Here is a 20,429-nt window from a genome sequence, read left to right as displayed (position 1 = left end):
CCAGCGCTCTCAGAGGCGCGGCAGCACCCTTTCGATCCAGAACCTCGCTATTTCATCCCTCCTCGCGATCCAGACGCCCTGCTTTCCCTTCACGTAGTCCAGGAATGAGGACAGGGCCTTTATCCTGCCGGGCCTGCCCGTTATCCTCACGTGGAAGGCCGCACTCATCATCTTTGGCCTCTCCTTTGATTCCTCGTACAGGGTGTCGAAGGTATCGATGAGGTACCTGAGGAACGCGTCGGAGTTATCGAACCTGTTCATGGGATAGAGGAAGTGGAAGTCGTTGGCGTCAGGCGTGTACGGCACTATGATGAGCCTACTCCCGGCAGGCCGGTATGGGATGTCATCGTCATAGGCATCCGAATCGTAGATGAAGTTCTCGAACCTCGAAAGAAGTTTGAGTGTCCTCTCACTTGGTTCCCTGGCATAGAAACCTACCGGTCTCTGGCCCGTTAGCCCCTCGATGGCCTCTATGGACTTCCTTATCTCCTCCAGCTCCTGCTCCTCGCTCATCCTGAACAGCTCCGTCCAGGTGTAGCCGTGGTCGCATATCTCGTGCCCGGCCTGCACTATGGCCTCTGTTGCCTCCGGATTCAGCTCCAGTGCCCTGGCCACGGCAAAGAACGTAGCCCTTACCCTGTGCCTTGAGAGGGTGTCAAGGACCCTCCATATCCCTACCCTCTGGGCATATGCATATGCAGATGCCAGGCCAACGTCCTCGGCCTCTATGTCCACAGGCGGGAACTCGCCGATCCCCTCCACCATGCCGTCCTTGCTCATGGAGTGCTCGCCGCCCTCCTCGAAGTTCACAACAATCGAGAGAGCCAGGGTGCTGTTCCCGGGCCACCTGAACTCGGGAGGGTGCCTTCCGTAACCCACATAGTCTATGGAGTTCATGCTGAGAGAGTCTGGAGGAATGGATAAATGATGGCTTCCATGCCCTGCCCGCAGCACACGATTTGCACGGAGCCGATACCCGTGCTCTGCCCCCAGAGCACAGTGGCCAGGGTTGGGGCCAGGTGAATCACGCGGCTGTATCTGTCACGTGGGTGCCAGTGGGGCATGCCCTAGGGAGGGGGTGCAGGGGCAACAGGTTTATAACATGCCCAGCCATTGGAAGAGGCAGAGACCGGCAGAAGTTATGTTCTCCGGCCAGCGGCCCACTGTGATGAGATCAGCCTTGACTGACGGGTGATGAGTGACGGGCAGCCTGAGTGGGCCCATTCATGTGGAGTGCCTACCTTATCCTCTCAACGTTGAAAGAGCCCAGATGGAATGTGGCCCCTGAGCGCACGACCTCCACCCACTCCCTTGTCGCTGCCCCGTCGAACCCCTCTGCCCTCAGGTAATCCCTGCTGCCTTCCCGCCTGAACCTTATCTTTCCATCGACCACGTAGTTTATGGCCTCGTAGAACCTCTCCTCGAAGATCCCCTCGTCCAGGACGTATAGGGAGACACAGCCCTCATTCTTCCTCTTCTGTGCCACCTGCTGTAGGAGCCTTAGGAGGACGTGCTGTTCCAGCATGTAGGGATATGATGTGAGTGACCAGAGCACCATGTTGTACCTCCTGCCAGATAGCCTGAGCCTCTGTGCCACGGAGTCGATGGCCTTTATGGTCATGGAGACGTTGGCAGGCGAATCGATCTGAATGGCCAGCTTTGAAGCTGGTTCAACCTGTATTGACCTGGAATAGGCATCGATGTAGACTATGGAAGCGCTCTCCTCCGCCCTCTCCGGATCCAGCCCCAGTAGCCTGAGGTTCTCTGCCACCTCTGGAATGCCCCTGTCAACAAGCACAACGATGACGCTCTCACCCCTCTCCACACTGGCATTCACGAAGGCATAGCAGAGGAGGTCCTTGGGGGTGAACGGCTCCCCCGTGACGAGGGCGTTGGTGCCCCTCCTGAGCCCGCCAAGCAGGAGCTCATCTACGTCTCCGTTTCCGGTTGAGGCGAGGTCACCAGGGGGCATGCCCTATGCATTCCTCAGGGTGTAGAAAGATTTTGCTCCACTCCCTCCGGGCATGAAGGAAATGTAAAAATGCGCTTTCCAGGAACATGGACTTGGGAGTGGAAGGCGCTCATTCCTTGTAGGTCCCGGAGACAACCCATGGAGGCTCGTTCTCGTCAAACGGCTCCATCCCATCGACCTTGTGGCTCTCTATGATCTTCTCGTCCACCTCTATGCCGAGGCCAGGCCTGCCTGATAGGGTGAAGTAGCCGTTCTCCAGCTTGTATCCTGACTTGACCAGGTTCTTCTTCCAGTCTGGCCAGAAGGCCTCAAAGCTCTCCTGTATCAGGAAGTTCGGGATTGTGTAATCGACGTTTAGGGTCGCTGCGGTCTGTATGGGACCGAAGGCGTTGTGGAATGCAACCGGGACACCGAATGCCTCCGCTATCGCGGCTGTCTTCTTGTTCTCGAGTATACCAAGGGAGTTTGTCAGGTCAGGCTGTATGACGTCCACGAGGCCCTCTGAGATGTACCTTGCAAAGTCGGTCTTGTTCAGGAGCCTCTCTCCGAGCGCCACAGGTATGGAGACGTACCTCTTGAACTCTGCCAGGCCAACCTCCAGCTCGGGGTGGACCGGCTCCTCCATGAAGAACGGGTTGAACTCTTCCAGCGCCCGACCGGCCTCTATGGCGGCCCTGGTGGAGAACCGCCCGTGCGTCTCTATCAGGAGGTCTACATCATCCCCCAGCCCGTCCCTGAGCTTCTCCACTATGGCCACTGCATTCCTCAGGCCCTTCTTGGATATCGAGTCGAAGTTGTTGCCGAACGGGTCGAACTTCATGGCGGTGAAGCCCATCTTCACGACCTGCTTTGCCTTGTTGAGGAAGTCCTCAGGGGTGACGCAGTTCGAGTACCAGCCGTTGGCGTATGCCCGGATCCTGTCGTTTATCTGCCCGCCCATGAGGTCGTATATGGGTGCGCCAAGCTTCTTGCCTATTATGTCCCATGAGGCGATCTCGAACGCACTGAGCGCGGAGGTTGCCTCCATGGACTTTGAGAGGTAGAAGGAGTGCTTGTAGAATTCCTTGACGTTCCTCTCGACGTTGAACACGTTCTTCCCAGAGAAGACCCTCTCGACCTCTCTGAGGCTCTCCTTCACAGGGAGCGTCATGAGCGTAGTCGGGGCTTCTCCGTAGCCTACTGTACCGTCGGATGTTGTCAGGCGGACAAGGAGGATCGTGGAGCTCCACGGTGACGATATCTCCCTTCCCTTTTCACCGAGTTCCAGGATCTCAACGCTGGATATTTTGCTGTCCATGTGCAGAGAAGCGCTCAGGAGCATATTAATTGATCCCGTCAGAGGCCGGAGTCACTGGAAGCCGTCGCTGGCGATTGGAATTAGAAAGGAATATCTAAATTGCGGGGATACGGTATACATGGAAAGCAGCTACAGGATCGAGAGGACACTCACCGTCAGCGGCAAGGAATACCACTACTTCTCACTGCCCGATCTTGAAAAGATGGGCTTCAAGGTCTCCAGGCTCCCCCTGTCCATAAGGATCATACTCGAATCGCTCATAAGGAACATGGACGGAAGGGCCGTTACCCAGGAGGACGTTGAGAACCTGATAAGGTGGGATGCTCACAACGTCCCCGATACCGAGATCCCTTTCAAGGTCGCAAGGGTTGTGATGCAGGACTTCACTGGCGTGCCTGCGGTCGTGGACCTTGCTGCCATGAGGGACAAGGTCAGGGAGATGGGAATCGACCCAACGCTCATACAGCCGCAGGTACCTGTGGACCTGGTCATAGACCACTCCGTGCAGGTGGACTTCTATGGAGTCCCCCAGGCACTGGAGCTGAACAGGGAGAAGGAGTTTGAGAGGAACACGGAGAGGTACAGGTTCCTGAAGTGGGCCCAGAACGCGTTCAGTAACCTCAGGGTCATACCGCCATCGGTTGGCATAATCCACCAGGTGAACCTCGAGTACCTTGCCAAGGTCGTCATGACCGCGACGAAGGAGGGCAAGACCTACGCCTTCCCGGACACCCTCGTCGGCACAGATTCTCACACCACCATGATCAACGGCCTCGGCATTGTTGGCTGGGGTGTTGGAGGCATAGAGGCCGAGGCCGCCATGCTGGACCAGCCAGTCACGTTCAAGACGCCTGAGGTTGTGGGCGTGAACCTGCATGGCAGGCTCAGGCCCGGGGTTACCGCCACTGACCTGGTCCTCACGCTCACGGAGCTCCTGAGGAAGCACAACGTCGTGGGCAAGTTCGTCGAGTTCTACGGCCCGGGAGTCTCATCTCTATCGCTGCCTGACAGGGCCACGCTCTCGAACATGTGCCCGGAATACGGTGCCACGCTGGCACTGTTCCCGGTGGATGAGGAGACGATAAGTTACCTCCGCATGGCCGGGAGGCCGGAGGAGCAGGTGGAGCTCGTCGAAAAGTACATGAAGGCCCAGGGGCTCTTCGGGGCACAGAAGAACGTGGACTACTCCGAAGTTATAGACCTGGACCTCTCCACTGTTGAGAGCAGTGTGGCCGGCCCAAGCCTCCCGCAGCAGCGTGTGCCCCTCGGCAGGATAGGTGACAGCTTCCTGAAGTACCTGGAGACCTCGTCCCAGGATAGGTCTTCAAACGGGCAGGTGTACCTGAAGGCTTCAAAGATCAAGGTCAGGGGCAGGGAAGAGACACTGAGGGACGGCGATGTGGTCATAGCTGCAATAACGAGCTGCACCAACACCAGCAACCCCAAGGTAATGGTGGCGGCAGGCCTCCTGGCCAAGAAGGCCGTGGAGAGGGGCCTGGCAGTGAGCCCCAAGGTAAAGACGAGCCTTGCTCCCGGTTCAAGGGTCGTCTCTGACTACCTGGAGAAATCTGGGCTGCAGGCCTACCTGGACAGGCTTGGCTTCTACACGGTTGGCTTCGGCTGCACTACATGCATTGGGAACAGCGGGCCCCTGGACCCTGCCATAGAGGAGGCCATAGTGAAGGATGGGCTTGCAACGGCCGCTGTCCTGTCCGGCAACAGGAACTTCGAGGCCAGGATACACAGGAACGTGAGGGCGAACTACCTGATGTCCCCGCCCCTTGTGGTGGCCTTCGCCATAGCAGGCACTGTTGTGAAGGATCTCGAGCACGAGCCCATCGGAAAGGGCAGTGATGGCAGGGACGTGTACCTTAAGGACATATGGCCCAGCGATGAAGAGGTGAACGGTGTCATTGCTAACACGATTAAGAGGGAAATGTTCATAGAGAAGTACAGGGACGTGAACGCCTTCAACGAGAGGTGGAACTCCCTGGATGCACCGTCCGGGCTGCTCTACGCCTGGGACGAGAAGAGCACATACATCAGGAGGCCACCATTCTTTGACGGCTTCAGTGTTGATGTGCCCGAGGAGCCGGAGGAGCTCAGGGATGCGAGGCCCCTCCTCGTCCTGGGCGATTCAGTGACCACGGACCACATATCCCCGGCGGGCTCCATAGCCAGGGATAGCCCTGCAGGGAAGTACCTGATGGAGCACGGCGTGAGGCCAGAGGACTTCAACTCCTACGGTGCCAGGAGGGGGAACCATGAGGTCATGATGAGGGGCACCTTCGGCAACAACAGGATAAAGAACGCACTGGCCGGCAGAGAGGGCCCGTACACGAAGTACCTGCCTGCCGGTGAGGTGATGTTCGTATACGATGCTGCTGTCAAGTACATGAAGGAAGGTGTCCCCCTGGTTGTGTTCGCAGGTAAGGAGTACGGTTCCGGAAGCTCCAGGGACTGGGCAGCAAAGGGGCCCATGCTGATAGGTGTGAAGGCCGTTGTTGCCAGGAGCTTCGAGAGAATACACAGGAGCAACCTCATCGGCATGGGCATCCTGCCTCTCCAGTTCCCGGACGGGCAGGACATAAACAGCATAAAGGCAGATACATCGAAGCCGTTCACCATAGACCTGAGGGGCGCCCTGAAGCCGGGCGGAAGGGCCAGGATGCGCTTCACGACCACCGAAGGGAAGCCGGGCGAGGTCGTGCTCACTGTCAGGCTGGACACGCCCATAGAGGTTGAGTACTACAGGCACGGAGGCATACTGCAGTTCGTCATGAGAAAGATACTCACTGAAGCGAAATCCTGAGCACCGTGGAAACCTTAATAGAAAGACCCAATTTTTTCCTATCTACACATGTACATATCGGCACCGGATGGCATAATCAGGATCGCAAGACTGATTCTTCCGGAAGCTAAGGGTGATGCCCTGGAGAGGCAGGGCTTCAATTCGTTCGGCCAGAGGGAGGCCCTGAGGATACTCCAGATGCTTGCGGACCTGGGGTGGATCGAGGTGAGCGCCGGCATGGACGAGATTGTGCATGTGAGGCCAACAGATGCCGGCCTGCGCATATTCCAGAGGGGCCTGACGGATGACTTCCTCAAAGAGAAGGGGGAGATCTACAGGATCATAACCTCCCTCCTTACCTTCGGTGAGGATGACGATGAGTATTACCAGCTGCACCTGGACCTTGCGAATTACCACGTGAAATCCGGAAACTACAACAGGGCCATGGAGATAATAGGAGCCATAATGAAGCCCCTCGAGCAGCGTTCTGACAGGAGGCGGATCGCCCAGGCCCACATACTTTACGGCAACTGCAACCTGTACAGGTCAGAGTGCAGCTTTGCCGAGATACACTTCAGGAAGGCCCTAGAAATATCGGAGGGCAGTGAAAACCATGACCTGATGGCCAGGGCACTACAGGGCATCGCAATATGCAGGAGCACACAGGAGGATTTCTCATCGGCGCTGGAATACTTCAGGAGGGCCAGGGACGAGTTCGAAAGAGCAGGAGACTCCGAAGGTGCACACACAGCTGATCTTAATATAGCTTATCTATATTCTTACATAGGAAAAATTGATAAGTTCTATGAGTACAACAATAGGGCAGAGGAATATTTCCTAGAAACAGGAAATGAGGAGAGGAGGTTGCAGGCAATCATAAACGAGGCCTCTGTGAGGATATCCGTGGGGGATTATGAGATAGCTAGGAGTATTTGCCTTGAGGCAATAAGGATATCAAGGGACATAGGGAATATTAGGTGGGAAATCCTATCAAAAGTTAACCTGGCCCATTCATACATATTCACTGGCGAACCGGGCAAGGCACTGGACCTGATCAGGGAGATAGGAGAGTATTACAGGAAGAACCTTAACTTTGAGGGTATGGCTATCTACGAGGAGCTGTCCGCCCTGTACATGATATCAGTAGACCGCCTTGACCTAGCGAAAGAACATATATCATCTCTGGAGAGGCTATGTGAAAAGAGAAGAATGGGAGCAATACTAAGAGACGCCTACGCATATATAACTAGGGCACTCTCAATCTACAATTATAAAGATAATACGATTCTGGAACTGCAGTCGAAGTTCATAAGGAATCTAACCGAGCAGTTTCCAGAACTTAGCAGATAGTTCAGTCATTGCTGAAGCCACCACCGATTGCAGGCATCAAAGACACCTCCTAGTTTCCCATTCAGCAGGTCCTTATAATCCGGCCCAGGTCGAAATTCTTGATAAGATGTAGATCCATTTTTACAGCACATACAGTATGCACGTGCGAAATTTTTCGTGCGAGCCCACGGCAAAATGTTTTTAAGCCTGGCAACTAACAAAATCTAGCAAACCAGAGCAATAATTACGACGTTTTGTTAAAAATTTAAAGATAATCTACTTAAATAGGAACCTGCATACGGTGTCATGCAGCAGGATCCCAGCAGCATACTGGAGAGGATAAGGAAGGACGGCATCGAGTTTTTGCAGTTTCAGTTCACGGACATATTGGGCGTGATAAAGACTGTAACGGTGCCCAAGAACAGGTTCGAGGCCACTGTCTCTGAAGGTGTGGTCTTTGATGGCAGTTCAGTTGCGGGATACGCCCAGATTGAAGAGAGCGACATGAGGGCCATACCTGACTACTCCACCTACACGATCCTCCCAGATTCAGGTGGAAAGGTGGCACGGTTCATATGCGACGTCTACACGCCCGAGGGGAAGAGGTTTGAAGGGGATCCGAGGTACGTGCTCCAGAAGACCGTGCAGAGGCTGAAGAAGGACAAGCTGGACTTCTTTGTGGGGCCAGAGTTTGAGTTCTTCATCTTCAAGCTGGATGAGAATGGGAGCCCAACGAACAAGCCCAGCGACTACGGGGGGTACTTCGACAACACCCCGCTGGATGCGGCCAACGAGATAAGGCAGGAGATACTGGACAGCCTCTACAAGCTTGGCTACCAGCCAGAGGCTGCACACCACGAGGTGGCCTACGGGCAGCACGAGATAGACCTGAAGTACGCTGAGGCCGTCGTCATGGCAGACAGGGTTGCAATGCTGAAGAGCATAATCAAGAACACCGCCAGGGCCCACGGCCTCTACGCAACCTTCATGCCGAAGCCCATCAACGGGGTGAACGGTTCGGGCATGCACGTGCACCAGAGTATCATGACAGAGGACGAGAAGCAGAACATGTTCTGGGACGAGAGGGCCAAGTACGGGATAAGCGAGATGGGCATGCACTACCTTGCCGGCATACTGGCCAACATAAACCAGGGAGCAGCTGTGCTGGCCTCCTGGGTCAACTCGTACAAGAGGCTCATACCAGGCTTTGAGGCCCCGGTTTACATATCATGGGCCAACAAGAACAGGACCGCACTCGTGAGGATACCGGCGGGCACAGGCATGAAGAAGAGGATGGAGCTCAGGTGCCCTGACCCAGCAGGCAACCCGTACCTTCAGTTCGCTGTGATACTCGGCATGGGCCTCGATGGGATACAGAGGAAACTTGAGCCTCCGGAACCCGTGGAGAGGGACATATTCCACATGACCCCTGAGGAGCGCCAGCAGCTTGGCATCCAGGCCATGCCGGAGAGCCTTGGCGAGGCTCTGCACCACCTGAAGAACAGCAAGCTAATGAGGGAAATACTGGGCCAGCACGTGTTCGAGAACTTCATAGAGGTTAAGACCAGGGAGTGGGACGCTTTCCGCTCGCACGTGACACAGTGGGAGCTGGAGAGGTACCTGCCGAGACTCTAGTTCTGGCTGGGAAATACCCTGCCACATACCATTTTTCCATGCTACAGAGCCCCTAAGGCGGTCGTTATTGCTGCGAGCACACAGTGTGCAGGGATTTTTGTGAATTATTGATGATGCCGTTGTGCCGCAGGGATTATATCGTAATATGCGTTAACCGAACCTGTTGGAGGGGCTGTGGGGTAGCTTGGTATCCTACGGGCTTTGGGAGCCTGAGACCCCGGTTCAAATCCGGGCAGCCCCATGTGGTGCATGCAAGGATTCATGCATCTGTATCACCTTTTCATCGAACTGAAAAAACTGCGTCAGCCTCTCCCTGACCTGCTCCGCAACCTCCTCCTGCGTTATGTGCGTGTACCTCTCCGTGGTTCGAAGTGACCTGTGTCCGAGATGGATTTGCACCATGCGTATGTCCAGGGGTTTCTGGCCGAAAATCCCTCTCAGGAGCGCTGTGGCGCACCGGTGTCTTGCTGCGTGAGCATGGAACCTCGGAACGCCTGCCCTTGCACCGATTCGCCCCAGTATGTTTCTGACATAGTGGTAGCTCATCCTCCCCCTCCTTGTGGTGAACAGTGCTGCCGGGTCACTGTTGTACCTGTAGTACTCTATGTACTCCCTTATCTCGTTCATCACTTCCGTAGGAAGCCCTATTATCCTCTCGGCCTCACCCTTCTCGCTCCTGATTCTTATCCCTGTGCTCCTTATGTCCTCCAGGTTGATCGAGATCAGCTCCCCTATCCTTATACCTCCGAAGAACAGCAGCTCAACTATCACCTTGTTTCTCGACGAACTGCCCATGTCCCCTGAATTTCCGGCGGCGGAGATTATCCTTTTGACCTCCTCATCCGCTGGTATCCAGGGATCAGGAAGAGGAGGCTCCTTGAACTTCGGAAGATCCATCTTTATACCTAGGAACCTGAACCAGGAAGCAAGGTCCTTCCTCTGGTTGTTCAGTGTATGGGGCTTGACGCCCTTTTCAATTTCTTTGGCAAAAAAGTCCATTATTTTGGCCTGGGAGGGGTTGAATATATCCAGTACCCTGGAGAGTTCCCGGATCCTTCTCATGGCTCTCTGGACTGTCGATGGAGAATACCTCCCCATGGTCAGGGCCCACAGCCTGTATTCCTGCAGCTTGCTCTCTAGGTCCCCGTTCATTTGTTTGTCCATATCACTCAACCTCCATTCCGGCCTCCCGCAGACTGTTCTTCTCCTGGGGAAATTCGTTCAGTTCACCCTTCATCTCTTCTGTGATCTCTATCCACGTGGATCCTGTCCTTTCCCATACCCTGAAATCGTACTCCTTGTGCCTCCTGGGGGATGACACCCAGGACTTCCAGACCTGCCATGTGCGAATTCTCTGGTAGTGAAGAACATGGGGATACAGCATATCTATCCTTTTCTGCGCCGCCGAGGTGTTGGACTTCTCCTCCTCATATTTCACCTGGTCGTAGGTCATGTATTGCGGACCTTCTGCCTTGATAACGTATGCGTGAGACTAACCCAACATGGACCCCCTGCTACCCCTAGGCGAAAGAACACCTCCCCAAGCTTCCCCCATGAAAGCCCTGGAAAGGGATGTAGGAGAGCTCACACCTTGAACTTCCGCACCCAGGACTCCAACTGCTTTCGGCTGCCAGCGTCGCGCTTCCGGTGAACCACGAAACCTCTTTTCTAACCCTCATAAGCGAAAAGCACGGACCGTGCGTCTTCTACTTCAATTCATACGACTTAAGTCCGACTGCCGCCTAGATCGCTCACGACTTTCAATCAGCGAGGTTGTTGGTTTCTCCGGGATGGAGGCGGCCGTGAACGCCTACGGCCTGGGCAAATGCTTTTATCTCCCTCGCACGTTTAACTTTCATGCAGGATTCCAGGGGAATGAAATTTGACCTTGCATTCTGGAAGGAGAAATTCAGGGAGTTGGGTTACGGGATAAATCCTCGGGAATATGACGTGGAGAGTATAAAAGAGCGAGGGTTCATTCCACGGGGGCTTTCTGTTGAAGGGATATGGTCACTCTTCGAGAACGGGCTGCTGGAGATAGTGGTAGTGAAAGTCAGTTCCGGCCTGAGCAGGGGCAGGTGCGTCCAGATGGCAAGGAAATGGGTTGGGACAGGGCGGAGGCCCATCATGGTACACACTGACGGCAAGGACTCCTACCTGGCCATTGCACCGGAGGGTGAGGGGTCAGAAAGTCTGGTGAAGATGCTGTACCTGTCACACAGGCTCTACCACACAGATATGGAGGCGCTCAGCTCAATGAGATACCTGAGCACCAAGGCTGAGCTGTACAGGGAATACAACGAGGAGTTTCTCCCATACGGGAAGGTTAGGTATGAATTTTTCCAGGAGTACAGGTCAAAGTTCCTCAAACTTTCCGGGATGCTAAAGGGGCTCCTGGGGGAGAGGAGGGCCAACGAGTACGCACAGAGGTTCCTTGGGAGGTTGATGTTCTTGTACTTCCTGCAGAAGAAGGGATGGCTCGCCGGTGACAGGGATTTCATCAGTGGGATAGAAGACTACAAGGGACTGAACAGGGTGTTCTATGAAGGTTTAAACAACCCCAGGAACACCATGAACCTCCCATTCCTGAACGGCTCACTCTTCGATAAAGAAGAGTACGTTGGCGAACTCGAGAAGAAGATGGAAGCGGAGATCACAGAGTTCTTCAGGGAAGCAAGGGAATTCTTCAATAGGTATAACTTCACCGTTGACGAATTCACTCCGCTGGAACGGGAGGTGGGTATAGACCCGTACCTGCTTGGTACCGTTTTCGAGAATATGCTTCCAGAGAACGAGAGGGGGAGCAAGGGGACCTTCTACACTCCACCCTCGGAAATAAGGTTCATAATCAGGAGGGCCCTGGCAAACTACCTCAAGCTCAAGGTCGGGGGATTTGAGACGGGGGACAAGGTACAGGACGGGAAGTTCATGGACGGGATCGATGCGTATATCGGGAGATTGAAGGAAACCGGAAACATGATGGAGATGACCCAGTTCAAGGATGCGATCCTAGACGCCGTCGTAGTGGACCCGGCAGTTGGGTCGGGAGGGTTCATAGTCTACTACATGGACGAGGCCGTGAGGATAATACAGGAAGCTGAGGCTGCCGTTGGGCTCCAGCCTTCGCAGCCAGATGAACTGAAATACAAGATAATGGCCAATCTCTACGGGTTCGACATTGAGACCGAGGCGGTGGAGATAGCGAGGCTCAGGGTCTGGCTGTCGTACGTGATAAACAAGGAGAAACCCGTTCCTCTCCCCAACCTTGACCTGAACATTATGGTGGTCCAGGACTCCCTGATGAAGGGTACTGAAACGCTTGAGAACTTTGACCTCCTGGATAAGATGAGAAGTGTAAAGGACAGATACACCGGCGCACACACGCCAGCAGAAAAGATGGAACTAAAACAGAAGTTCTTTGAGCTTGGGAAGCAAGTATTCGGGCCCACCGCATCGTCCCTGGAGGTTTACCTGATTGGGAGGAAGGCGAATATAGTCATAATGAACCCTCCCTATGTGAGGCAGGAATCCATACCAAAAGACAGGAAGGAGCAATATGCTAAGACGTACAACCTTGACAGAAAGTCGGATGTGTATGCCTATTTCTTCGTGCGTGCCGTGGACCTGCTGGCACCGAGGGGAGTTGTTTCCGTGATCTCATCCGACAAGTGGCTCGAAACGGGGTACGGGGAGTCGCTGCAGAAATATCTCAGTAAACGGCTCATAGCAGTCTACGGGCAGAGGGAGAGGTCGTTCGGCGCTGACGTGAATACGGTGGTATCTGTCTTCACAAACGAGATGCTGGAGGAACCTGTGGAGTTCATCTACCTTGAAAGCTATTCTGGGAACGTTGTGCGGAATGCAGTTTCCATGAAGAGGAGCGACCTGAAGCCGGGGAAGTGGTTCTACCTGAGGGCACCGAAGATGTTCATGGAGAAGATATATCCAAAGCTCACGCACAAGCTCGGGGACTTCGCAGAGATAAAACGTGGTTTCACAACGGGCGCCAACGACTTCTTCTACATGAAGGACGTGTCGCACTTATACGAGGCGGATTACCTTGCAAACCCGAAGAAGTTCGAGGAGTGGGGCGTGAAGGCCAGAAACGAGAAGGAGCTGAGGGAGCAGGGGCTGATTTATATTGAGAATGAAGGTGGAGAGAGATTCGTGATAGATGCAAAGGACGTAAAGCCCTTAATAAGGAGCACAAAAGAACTCAACAGCTTCCATATAACCGGTTTATCTAAATTATGTCTTTACACAGATGACCCGGGCACCTTCACTTCTAAATACATAAAATGGGGGGAGAATCAACCTGTAATAATTAGAGGGAAAGATAAGCCCGTTATTGGGTACAATAACGTTCCATCTATTTCTGGCAGAAAGAAATGGTATCAGCTAAACGACCTGAAACCATCTAATATAATATTACCGATGTATGTGATGGACCGGTTCTTTGTTCCATTCTCAGATGAGCCGGTTATATGCGATCATACCCTTTATACCTTACAGTCAAAGGTTAAAAACATTGAACTTTACCTTAATTCCACATTGTTTTACGTGACCATGGAATTGTTTTTGCGAAGATTGGGTGGAGGTGGAGGTGTTGGTGAAATAATGGTAGCCGATTATGAACAGATATCTGTACCTAATTTAGAAAATATGGATTTGACGTCGTTTCATGTGCCTCTGTCCAGAAACGTTGGAAGATATTTCGAGGAAGTGACGTTGGAAGACAGAAGAAGGATAGACCTCGCAATATTACATATGTTGTCCATAGATGACTTTCCAGTTGATCAACTCTACAAGGAATTCGTGGAGCTGGTTGATGACCGCCTTGTTAAAGCGGACAGGCCCCTGAAGAGGGAGGAAGCAAACGAAGGTAAAGAGGAGGAAAGCGAAGAGGAGAGCGAGGAAGATGACTAAGATAATAGATAACCAGAAGGAGAAGTTCGGTCATCTCCTGTCAGCAGAGATAAGGGATGCCAGGGAAGTGGCGGTAGCGTCCGCGTACTTCAACCTCGAGGGCTATAGACAGGTAAAGGATGCCCTTAAGGGGAAACCCCTGAAGCTTCTCCTGGGAAGGGAGCCAACAGAGGGGCTGAAGTTCGAGGAGGAGATGGTAAGCAATTTGGAGAAGTACGAGGAGGAACTGGAGAGGGAGCAGTCGGGGATGCTGAGCTCTGAACTCATGCAGAACGAGGACGACATAGGATACTTTCAATTGCTGAAGGAGGCGGTGGACTACTTCTCCGGCAATAAGGTGGAGGTGAAGATAGTCAACGGGAGGTTCTTCCACGGGAAGGCGTACCTGGGTGCATCACCCTCCTTTTCTGACATAAGAAGCGGGTTCGCGTCCGTTGGTTCGAGCAACTTCACCGGCGGAGGGCTCGCAGGTAACAAGGAACTGAACATGCTGACCACTGACAGGGAGGTGGTGGAGGAACTGTCAGAATGGTTCATGGAGCAATGGAACGACGGGAATTCACGGAACTTCAAGGATAAGTTTCTGGAACTGCTGAAGAACTACGTCACGACCCACAGCCCCTACGAGGTGGTAGCCAAGGCACTGTACGAGGTGTACTCACCCCAGCTCAGCCAGATGGGCAGGGAGGACTACCTGAAATCCCTCTATCCGCACCAGGTTCTTTCATACACAAGGGCAAGGAGCATCCTCCAGGACTACGGGGGAGTGGTGATAGCGGATTCAACGGGCCTGGGGAAAACGAGGGTGGCCATAAGCCTTGCCATGGATGCGGTGAAGTACGGGAAGAGCCCGCTTCTCATAGCCCCCAAGACCGCCCTGGACACCACCTGGCACGATGAGATGAACAAGACCCACTTCCACATGGACAGCATAAACACCGAACTCATTTCCAGCAACCCCGATACGGCCCTGAGGGATTATCAGGACAGGGACTTTATAATAATAGATGAAGCGCACGACTTCAGGACGCCTTCATCCAACCGGTACAAAGCGCTTCAGGAATTCATGGCATCTGGTAAGAGGGAAGTGGTTCTCCTCACTGCCACCCCCGTTAACAACAGCCTAATGGACCTCTACAGCCTGTTCTCCCTTTTCCTGCCAGAGGATGCAATCTCCGACATGAACGTGACCCTGAGGGGCTATTTCACGGAGCAGCAGAAGAAGTGGCTCCAAGGGATTGAAGTGGACATGGACAACATACTCAGGAGGTTCGTTGTGAGGGTTTCGAGGGACCTGGCGGGCTACATGAGCGGCGGGAAGATTAATTTCCCCGAGAGGAAGCTGGATGATGATCCAGGGGACAGGTACGATGTGCCCGTGGACTTGGAGAGGCTTTCCAACCTGCTTAACTCGCTTTCTTTTATCTACTACGGATTCGCCATAGAGAAGCTTGCCTCAGACCTCACTCTCCCCGACGGCACGAAGATAAAAGACTACGTTGCCGAGGAGAAGAAGGCGAAGCTGCTGGAGCTGGTCAAGACCGTCGTGATAATAAACTTCTTCAAGAGGCTGGAGAGCAGCATGGAAGCCTTCAGGAAAACCATTGGAAACCTGGAGAACTACATCAGGGCCGCCAGGGACTACGCTGCCCAGCATGGGTACTTCGTGCCGCCAAGGATGAAGGGGGACATCACGAATTCGGAGGGCGATGACGGGGAATGGGTGTTCCCAGTGCCCGAGGAGGTATTCTCGGGGAAGTACTCTTCCATCGCCCAGAAGTGCAGGCTGTCACAGGATGAAGTGAAGAAATTCAGGGAAGGGTGCGACAGAGACCTCGAGACCATAGGGCAGATAAAGGGGCTGATACAGGTAAAGGATGCAAAGCTTTCTGGCCTGATTAACAGGCTGAAGCAGATAGACCTCAGCGGAAACAACGGGGTGATCATATTCACGGAGTTTGCAGACACAGCAACGTACCTCTACAGGGAGACCTCCAGGGTGTTCAAGAGAGTCATGCTCACTACGGGTTCCATAAGCATCGGCCCCAACGGGCGAGAAACCAGAAACCGCAAGGATGTGATAAAGGAGTTCATGAAGAATGGGGGATACCTGATAACCACGGACGTGCTCAGCGAGAGCCAGAACCTGCAGAACGCCCAGTACCTTGTGAACTACGACTTCCCTTGGAACCCCGTGGTTTTGATACAGAGAGCAGGCAGGATAGACAGGATAGGCTCCCCTCACCGTGCGATCTACATCATCAACATGCTGCCCGCCAACGGAGACCGGGATGACCCCAGGAGCCTTGCTTACTTCCTCAAGGTCATGGAGAAGCTGCATTACAAAATAGGGGAAATAAAGCGCACCGTGGGCCTGGACGCATCCGTATTGGGGGAGGAGATCTCGCCTAAGAACTTCGCCGATGTTGAGAAGATAGCGGCAGGAGACCGTAGGGTTCTTGAGGAGCTCAGGGAGAGGATGGAGCAGTTCACCAGGGATCCCATGGACCAGCTTGCAAAGATAATAAAGGAGAGAGGAGAGGACTGGCTCAAGAAGATCCCTTACGGCATAGGGGCGTACAAGAGGCACAGCCGGAACGGAATATTCATACTCTTCAGGAACGGGGACGACTTTTACTGGAGGCTGAAGTTCTTTGACGGGGAAAATGAGACCGTAGAAAACCCCAACGAGATTATAGACACACTGTTATCAGGGGAGCACGACACCAAGGGGGAAACCATAGATTATTCCAAACTAATGAAATGGTTTGTTGGGATGAAGCGTGAGGTGGCTGAGGAAATAAGAAGGAGCCATAGACAGAAACTAACTGTCGGAACTGTCAGAAAATTGACGAAGAGGGAAAGTGAGGTCTTGGATGCACTGAGGAGGGCCGGTGATGAGGGGATAGAACTCTCAGGAAGGTTCAACAGGATGAGGTCCAAGAAGAGCGTTGTGGATACGCTTTATAATGCGCTAAGGGAGGGAAATCTTCTGGAGAAGGCGAGGGAAATACTGGTTGATGGTTCGGAAGAAGGGGAGAGGGAGGAGGAGCCGGACGTGGACTTGAAAAGGGTATGCTGGTGCTGGCTGGAAAAGCGGTGAGCTACTCCTCTGCTAAAGCATCGGGGTCTCCCCGCACCCCTAACTTCTCTAAGAACAAAAGAGGACCACCACTTTGACTTTTTACATAGTTCTTATCGGCCCTCCCGCTCACATCTTATACAGATGTGGAGATTGGAACAACATCCTTTGATATCCCGGTCTCTGTGTCGAAAGGTATATATCGCATTTGCTCTTGGTAGATACGTGAACAACTCAATAGAGTGTTCAGCGAGTAATGATGGAGAGGTGTCCTGGTCGACGTTGCTTGCATCTTTTATACCAATGGCAGTTGCCCTCCCGTCCAGTCTCACCGTTACAGGCATAATAGATCTCCTTCTGCCTCTCGTTGGATCCCTGCCTGACCCCCTCAAGGGTCGATGCCCTGACATACCCGAAGGCGAGTGTCATTTTTGTATCAGAAAACAAATGCACATTTGTTATTAAAGTATCGTATTTAGTGATGAAACTAAAATTCAAATTTTAGTGACAGACAGGTGAGTAGGCGTCCACCATCATTTTTATAATGCCTTCATTTAAAAATAAAATCACATGGCTCCCGGGGTGAGCTTGTATTTTCTCCCATATTCCATTCTGATCGCTGCCAGAATTCTCTCCCTTTTGCTGTCCTCTATCCTCCGCTCTGTTCTTTCTCTTTCCTTCCTGCTCATTTCCTCCTGGCCTTCCTTCTGCTGATACCCGATATGTAAAACACTATAGCCAGCATGCCCGCAATCAGATATACAGCTCTCCCGTACTGGGTATTCTCCAGGTTGCCTAGAAAATCAACTATTCCCTGGATGGAGCTGAAATTGTATCCCGGATAGGTTGTTGCTCCAACGAACTGGGAACTTCCAGCGATGCCAACAGCGAGATCTCCTAGTTCTCCCGCATACAACTCCCGAAGCTTCTCCTTGACGGATTCCTTGATGGATGCCCACAGTTGCGGCTTGTAGTCCTTGAGAACCTCCATGGGAGCATCCCGGAGCAGCCCGGCGAGGAAATCGGCCTTGAACCGCTCCCATTCACCTATGGTCACCTTGAATGCCCTGGAGAACTCATCATGGGACGAAAGCTCCAGCTGCTCACTGAAGTGGTCCTCCCGGATCACGATATTGTATGCCCTGTCCACGTCTATACCGCGGGATCGAAGGAACACCCTTACGTCTATGACGTGAGACCTCACGTGCTCCCCAAGCGGATTAAGCCGTATGGAGTCCCCGCTTACGATCACGGAGTCCTTCCCATAGTTCCTTACCATGAGGTCTAATATTCCCTCCCTGGTAGGTTTCAATGGTAGTATCGTCTTTATCCGGCCTTCTTTGATGAGAGAATGAAGGTAGAACGCGTGGCAGTCAGCCTCCAGCCTCTGCTCGAAGGCCATTGCCTCTCTCTGTTCCTTTTCCCTCAGGAGCTGGTTTAGGACAGCTTCCTTCGATGCCAGGTCTGCTCTCAGGTCGTCAATCTCCTTCTGCACCTTTTCTATCCTGCTATCGAGGCCCAGTGAGGGCATTATTGCGCGAACCCCTGTCCTGAATATCTCACTAGCATTTATTTCAGGGTGTTCTTTCAGGAACTGCTCTATCTCTCGGTCGCTTATCACGGACCTCGGGACGCCTTTCTCACCTGCCCTGGGCCTTCCCACCCTTCCGGATCCCTTCATGTCCCTCCCCTCCTTCCTGATACATGGAGGGGGAGGTTTTTCTGAGAGCGAATTAAATATGGTAAATATTTAATTAAATTAGAAAAGAATAATACGATGTTTTTAAGCGACCCCCAAAATAATTTCACTATATAGCGAAATTCCAAAATGGTATGTAATGGCCGTTCACCAAGCACACTTGATTCGTGGAACATTTCATGAATAATCCTGATGGACTCTATATGGAAATCTTCCATCACTCCACCACCTCCAGCACTTCGCCGTATGTTCTGGGGTAACGGTCCCGCTCTGCCATAAATGCCTCTGCGATCTCCCTGGCTACTCTCTCTGGAATTTGGTACCTCTTGCAGCTTCTGAAGAACCCCTTAGGTATTTTTCGTTCGCTAGGTCCGGGACTCATGCAAAAACCCCCCGCAAAGATTCAGTCAAATCATATGGAATCCGGGCAGCCCCATTCTTCCGGCACAAGGGCGAGAGGGGCCATTGTAACTGGCAGGTGCCTGGATGATGGGACTTGTTCACATCAAGTGAGAGGCCCATTCCGACACGGATCCGGATATCTGGCATTGACACATTCGATTCCTTAAATGTATTGCCATCCCGCTATCAATGGGCACCACGCAGAACGGTGTAGCGTGATCTGCATCACTGGAGCCCTGAGGGGACATAGCCGTCCTTTAGGGGCATTCGCGGGGATCCATAGCATGCACCACTTTCGAGTCCCGCCAGTGGCGGACTGTGAACCTAAGGCCCAAGCCAGATACCCTGGCCGGAACTTCACCTGCCCCGAATGACTTACTGCTTCGGCGGTGCCTTCACTTCCCAGTAGGCCCTCTCAAAAACCCTGTTTATCTCGCTTATAACGCCCGGCAGGCTGGAGAAGTCTGTCATGTGGAGCTCCACGGTGAACGTGTTGTTTCCGCCGTTCTTTGATGAGAAGTATATCTGGAGCGAGCTGAGTGAGTTTATCTTCCTCGCCGATAGTTCCTGGTTCACCTTCTCCAGTACCGTCTCGCTGTTCACGTCCCCGTTCACTGTCACCTGCAGCTGGTATATGAACTCCCCACCCACATTTATGTCAGTGAAGGTGGCGCTGCCGATCAGGGCACTGTTCGGCACGCTTATTATGTTCCCGTAGATGGTTTTAAGTGTGCTCCAGAGCGTCCTGACCTCAAGTACCTGCCCCACTATGGGCCCCTCGAAGAGCCAGGAGTAGAGTATCATGTACTGACCAGGGACTATCACGCCAGACGAGGAGGCCATGACCCCAGAGAGGAGGTTCTCAAGCACGGTCTGGAGTGCAAAGCCCACCACTATACCGCCGATGGAGCCACCGAGTATTGCAGCCGAGATGTTAACGCCTATAGCTGATAGTGCCCATATGAGTGCGATCACAAATATTATGGTCCTGATGAAGATGTGTATGCCCCTCAGGCTCCTCCTCACGTTCCGCTTGGAGGTGTAGCTGGATATGCCCTTGTTGATTACTGACGACACGAGGTATGCCACGATCAGCGCTATCGCGATTACTGTGGCGTCCCTTATGTACACATGGTAGGTGTGTATCACCGGTATCTCTGCGGAGAGCTCTGCAAGTACAAAGTCAATCACGTAAACGAGTGCAACTGCTATAACTGCGTAAACAATGATCTTTGATACCTCTCTTGCTAGGCTTGGCATTCATTTCCTCAACGTCTCACCACTTAAATACTTAAC

14 protein-coding genes and 1 tRNA gene are annotated in these 20,429 nt (G+C 53.1%); 6 read left to right on the top strand and 9 right to left on the bottom strand.

What is annotated here, in order from left to right; translation table 11 throughout:
• Positions 1-9: 9 nt before the first annotated feature.
• From IEW66_RS02145 to IEW66_RS02135, 3 genes are all read right to left on the bottom strand, one after another.
• On the bottom strand, positions 10-897 hold the full coding sequence (locus IEW66_RS02145) for a polysaccharide deacetylase family protein (protein ID WP_188679904.1): 888 nt from the start codon (positions 895-897) through the stop codon (positions 10-12).
• Between the two features lie 340 nt (positions 898-1,237).
• On the bottom strand, positions 1,238-1,972 hold the full coding sequence (locus IEW66_RS02140) for an RAD55 family ATPase (RefSeq protein WP_188679901.1): 735 nt from the start codon (positions 1,970-1,972) through the stop codon (positions 1,238-1,240).
• Between the two features lie 109 nt (positions 1,973-2,081).
• The gene (locus IEW66_RS02135) at positions 2,082-3,269 is read right to left on the bottom strand and encodes a mandelate racemase/muconate lactonizing enzyme family protein (RefSeq protein WP_188679899.1); all 1,188 of its coding nucleotides are present in this window, start codon (positions 3,267-3,269) and stop codon (positions 2,082-2,084) included.
• Positions 3,270-3,387: 118 nt separating this feature from the next.
• Here IEW66_RS02135 and acnA point away from each other — a divergent pair, with 118 nt between their 5' ends.
• The 4 genes from acnA (at position 3,388) to IEW66_RS02115 (ending at position 9,265) form a co-directional block, all read left to right on the top strand.
• Positions 3,388-6,081 carry an aconitate hydratase AcnA gene (acnA, locus tag IEW66_RS02130; protein ID WP_188679898.1) on the top strand — a complete coding sequence of 898 codons (2,694 nt, stop codon included), beginning with the start codon at positions 3,388-3,390 and terminating at the stop codon, positions 6,079-6,081.
• Positions 6,082-6,129: 48 nt separating this feature from the next.
• Positions 6,130-7,410, top strand: coding sequence for a tetratricopeptide repeat protein (locus IEW66_RS02125; protein ID WP_188679896.1), 1,281 nt, complete (start codon positions 6,130-6,132; stop codon positions 7,408-7,410).
• 285 nt (positions 7,411-7,695) lie between these two features.
• On the top strand, positions 7,696-9,024 hold the full coding sequence (gene glnA, locus IEW66_RS02120) for a type I glutamate--ammonia ligase (protein ID WP_188679894.1): 1,329 nt from the start codon (positions 7,696-7,698) through the stop codon (positions 9,022-9,024).
• 168 nt (positions 9,025-9,192) lie between these two features.
• Positions 9,193-9,265, top strand: a tRNA-Pro gene (locus IEW66_RS02115).
• On the opposite strand, the gene IEW66_RS02110 is transcribed toward IEW66_RS02115, so the two are convergent.
• Entirely contained in the window at positions 9,247-10,188 is a 942-nt protein-coding gene (locus IEW66_RS02110; RefSeq protein ID WP_188679892.1) for a tyrosine-type recombinase/integrase, read from the bottom strand. The two genes, IEW66_RS02115 and IEW66_RS02110, sit on opposite strands and share 19 nt — an antisense overlap.
• 1 nt (position 10,189) lies before the next feature.
• Complete coding sequence (locus IEW66_RS02105; protein ID WP_188679890.1) at positions 10,190-10,477, bottom strand: hypothetical protein; 288 nt, start codon at positions 10,475-10,477, stop codon at positions 10,190-10,192.
• A 404-nt stretch (positions 10,478-10,881) separates the two neighbouring features.
• Between IEW66_RS02105 and IEW66_RS02100 the strand changes: the two genes are divergently transcribed.
• Both IEW66_RS02100 and IEW66_RS02095 read left to right on the top strand, forming a co-directional pair.
• Complete coding sequence (locus tag IEW66_RS02100; RefSeq protein WP_188679888.1) at positions 10,882-13,950, top strand: Eco57I restriction-modification methylase domain-containing protein; 3,069 nt, start codon at positions 10,882-10,884, stop codon at positions 13,948-13,950.
• Positions 13,943-17,053 carry an SNF2-related protein gene (locus IEW66_RS02095; protein ID WP_188679886.1) on the top strand — a complete coding sequence of 1,037 codons (3,111 nt, stop codon included), beginning with the start codon at positions 13,943-13,945 and terminating at the stop codon, positions 17,051-17,053. Before IEW66_RS02100 ends, IEW66_RS02095 begins: the two co-directional genes overlap by 8 nt.
• 545 nt (positions 17,054-17,598) lie before the next feature.
• Here the strand turns inward: IEW66_RS02095 and IEW66_RS08725 are convergent.
• From IEW66_RS08725 to IEW66_RS02080, 4 genes are all read right to left on the bottom strand, one after another.
• Positions 17,599-17,721, bottom strand: a complete 123-nt coding sequence (locus tag IEW66_RS08725; RefSeq protein ID WP_306789754.1) for a hypothetical protein — start codon at positions 17,719-17,721, stop codon at positions 17,599-17,601.
• Positions 17,718-18,713, bottom strand: coding sequence for a hypothetical protein (locus tag IEW66_RS02090; RefSeq protein ID WP_188679884.1), 996 nt, complete (start codon positions 18,711-18,713; stop codon positions 17,718-17,720). The genes IEW66_RS08725 and IEW66_RS02090 overlap by 4 nt, the downstream gene beginning before the upstream one ends.
• A 235-nt stretch (positions 18,714-18,948) precedes the next feature.
• Entirely contained in the window at positions 18,949-19,113 is a 165-nt protein-coding gene (locus tag IEW66_RS02085; RefSeq protein ID WP_188679882.1) for a hypothetical protein, read from the bottom strand.
• 395 nt (positions 19,114-19,508) lie between these two features.
• Positions 19,509-20,393, bottom strand: a complete 885-nt coding sequence (locus IEW66_RS02080; protein ID WP_188679880.1) for a mechanosensitive ion channel family protein — start codon at positions 20,391-20,393, stop codon at positions 19,509-19,511.
• Positions 20,394-20,429 lie beyond the last annotated feature (36 nt).

Origin of the sequence: Thermogymnomonas acidicola (assembly GCF_014646795.1) — an archaeon.
GTDB lineage: Archaea > Thermoplasmatota > Thermoplasmata > Thermoplasmatales > Thermoplasmataceae > Thermogymnomonas > Thermogymnomonas acidicola.
The sequence above is the reverse complement of the archived record's forward strand: the minus strand, read 5'-3'. Positions and strand labels throughout refer to the sequence as shown.